The organism is Sphingomonas sp. CCH9-F2 (assembly GCF_001556735.1).
GTDB lineage: Bacteria > Pseudomonadota > Alphaproteobacteria > Sphingomonadales > Sphingomonadaceae > Sphingomonas > Sphingomonas ginsenosidimutans.
The window spans coordinates 1-2,852 of sequence record NZ_LSJO01000105.1 but is presented as its reverse complement, the minus strand read 5'-3'; the positions used below and the strand labels follow the sequence as shown (position 1 = coordinate 2,852).

At 67.3% G+C, this 2,852-nt stretch carries 2 protein-coding genes; one reads left to right on the top strand and one right to left on the bottom strand.

Features of this window, described 5'->3' with window-relative positions; all coding sequences use genetic code 11:
• Positions 1-337 (top strand): replication initiator protein A (locus tag AX685_RS03255; protein ID WP_197418469.1); only part of this gene is annotated, 337 nt, incomplete at its 5' end.
• An 809-nt stretch (positions 338-1,146) separates the two neighbouring features.
• Here the strand turns inward: AX685_RS03255 and AX685_RS03250 are convergent.
• Positions 1,147-2,715: a type IV secretory system conjugative DNA transfer family protein gene (locus AX685_RS03250; protein WP_082740490.1), complete on the bottom strand. Its 1,569-nt coding sequence runs from the start codon at positions 2,713-2,715 to the stop codon at positions 1,147-1,149.
• Between the last annotated feature and the right edge of the window lie 137 nt (positions 2,716-2,852).

Genomic DNA, 2,852 nt, shown 5'->3' with positions numbered 1-2,852 from the left:
AGCGTCAGATGTGTATAAGAGACAGCAGCAGGGTGGGTGGGTGTGCCGGGTGGAGCTGCTACGCGACAAGACCGGCAGCGACGCCCAGCCCAAGGAGTTCAACCGGATGCTCCGGCGGGTGATCGAGGCCGACCAGCTCCCCGACTATACGATGGAGACGACCGAGACGGCCGACAAAAGCCCCGCCGTCCTGTTCAGGCGACGCGGCGAGGCCGAGGCGCTGGCGCTTGCCGAGCGGATGCGGGCCGAAGAGGAGCGGCGCGCGCGCTTCGACGTCGATCGCCGGCGAACCGAGGAGGTCGACGCCCGCATGGATCGGCTCGCCGGGCGTCGCTGACTATCGGGGTTTCACCCACCGCAGCCGTCACTATCGGGGTTTCGCCCACCGGCCCGAGTCGACCGGCCGGCCGCACCGCGCCGCGATCGAGGCCGAACGGCCCGCCAGCTTGTGGATAACCGTCCCGGAAAGCCGCTTTTCAGGATTGGCGGACTCGGGGGATCACCCACCATCGCTTCGGGGGATCACCCACCGGACTATCGGGGGATCACCCACCGAATCACGGGGTTTCACCCACCATGCACATCCGCAACTGCCTGATAGCAAAGCGAAGATTCCGCTTCGCGCGGCCCTTAACCTTCTTAACGATTCCTCTTTAACAGAATCTCTTAACCCCGAGCGGCACCGCTGGACCCGCAGAAGCCCGTTAGGCTAGGACAACGGCAGCTCCCTCCATCAGCGACATCACACGTCCGAAAGGGGAGGGGAGAAACGGAATCGGCCTAACGGCCGATGCGCTTTAGTTGCGTGCCGCCTTCGGCGTCACCAGGGCGGCGCAAGCGCCGCAGGCTTTCCGGAAAAGCCAAGCGCGACCGGCGGCGCTTCGACTTCGAGCGACAGTGACCGGCAAATCGGTCTCAGGGGCGGGTTTCCGGGCCGTGGTGCGCCGATCGAGAGGCGAGGGGAGGGCAGAGCCCTACGAAGGCCAGGGCAGCGCCAGCGCGGCCCCTCGCGCTAACTGGTCAGATCGACTATGACGTGCGAAGCGAGCTGCCCAGCGATCGCGACCGGACCCGCCGCGGCTGCTACCCGTAGCGGGTCCAACTTCCGGCCCGGCGGTGTGTGGACTTCGTGCTTTCGGCGACCGTTCAGGCCGGATCGAACAACCCGGCAAACTCGCGCTGATCGTAATAGCGGATTTTTTCGACCGCGAGCGGGTGTTCGCCCTGGCGCAGCAACAGAACCTGGTCGGGCCGCATCCGCATGATTTCGTCAGGGGTGGCGAGCCGCCGGGCGGTGACGTGTGCGCTGACGCTTTCCGAGGGGCCAGCGCGGTTTTCACCCCAGCCGGTGCCGCGCGAGGTGCTGACGGTATCGTATTCCAGCGTCGTGTCGCCGATCGTGCGCGAGAGCATGTCGGCGGTGGCATGATCGTTCACCCCGAACGCTTGGATCACGCCGGCGTTGGACATGAACGTACCAGCGCGCTCGCCATAGTTCGCCTTGAGCTGGTGCATGTCCTGGAGGATCGGCCAGAGTTGGAGGCCATAGCCCGCCATCAGCCCCATCGCGCGCTCGACCGGCTCCAGACGGCCAAGGGCGGCGAACTCGTCGAGCAGGAACAATACCGGACGGGCAGGGCGGGCGGTCGATCGCGCCATGTCGGTGACGGCTTGCGATACGAGCAGCCGCAGCCAGCGTGCATAGGTGTCGAGCCGATCGGGCGGCAGGCACAGGAACACCGTGGCGGTCGATTCTTTCAATCCCGCGAACGTGAAATCCGACGTGGCCGTGCTGGCGACGATGCGCGGGCTATCGAGAAAGTGGGTATGGCGCTGGGCCGACGACAGCACGCCCGCGGCTTCGCGATCGGACTTGCCGAGCTGGCGGTTGGCGGCGCGCGCGACCAGGCCACCGGCACCGGCGCTGTCCTGCATCGCGGCTAGCAGATCGGCGAAGCGGGCAGGGGCAAGCGTCAGATACTCGCGCACCGTCGCCAGCGTCCGGCGATCGAGGGGTTCGGTGGTGACGACATGGAGGATCAGCCCGGCGATGAGCGCCTTGGCTTCCTCGTTCCAGTGCGCTTCGCCGGACTGTCCCGGCGCGTCATGGACCAGGGCGTCGGCGAGCGTGTTGGCATCTTCCGCGAGATCGAGGCTGGCGGGATCGAGCCGATCGAGCGGATTGTAGCAGGCAGGGGGCCGGCCCGACACACCGAACGGATCGAGGCACCAGACCGGCCCCTTGGTGGCGCGGGCGCGGGCGGTGACACGCGCGTTCTCACCCTTGGGGTCGATGCAGATCACCGAGCGATCGAGCAGCAGCAGGTTGGGGATGATCGTGCCGACACCCTTCCCCGACCGGGTCGGAGCCATCGTCAGCAGATGTGCCGCGCCGTCATAGCGGAGCAGCTTCCCCGATTTGGCGGAGCGGCCGATCAGGAGATCCCCGCTCGCTTCCAGCTTTCGCACGTCGGCGCGGTCGCCGAAGCGGGCCGACCCCAGCAGCTCGCTTTGCCGGTTGGCGGCGCGGCTGTTGATGCGCCAGGTCGCGGCGATCAGCCCGACCAGGACGAAGAACGACACCGTGCCGGAAATGCTGCCCACCCCGAAGATGCCTTCGAGCCAGCGGGCGGTCGCATAGGCGGCGACGAACGAGACGACGATCGCGAGCCGCCAGGAGATCGGTCGACGCCCGCCGATGAGCGGCCCCGCCATCAGCGCGCCGCTGCGACGGGCGTAATCGGCAGGGACCGATCGGAGTCGGGATGATCGAGCAGCCGGAGCAGGATTTGCGTGGCGAGGGGAGGGGGGACCGCCTCGACCAGCATCATCTCGAAGAACGCATCGTCGTT

Bases quoted from the DNA above. Each gene is read 5' to 3' on its own strand.
- AX685_RS03250 (WP_082740490.1), bottom strand. From the start codon at position 2,715: ATGGCGGGGCCGCTCATCGGCGGGCGTCGACCGATCTCCTGGCGGCTC.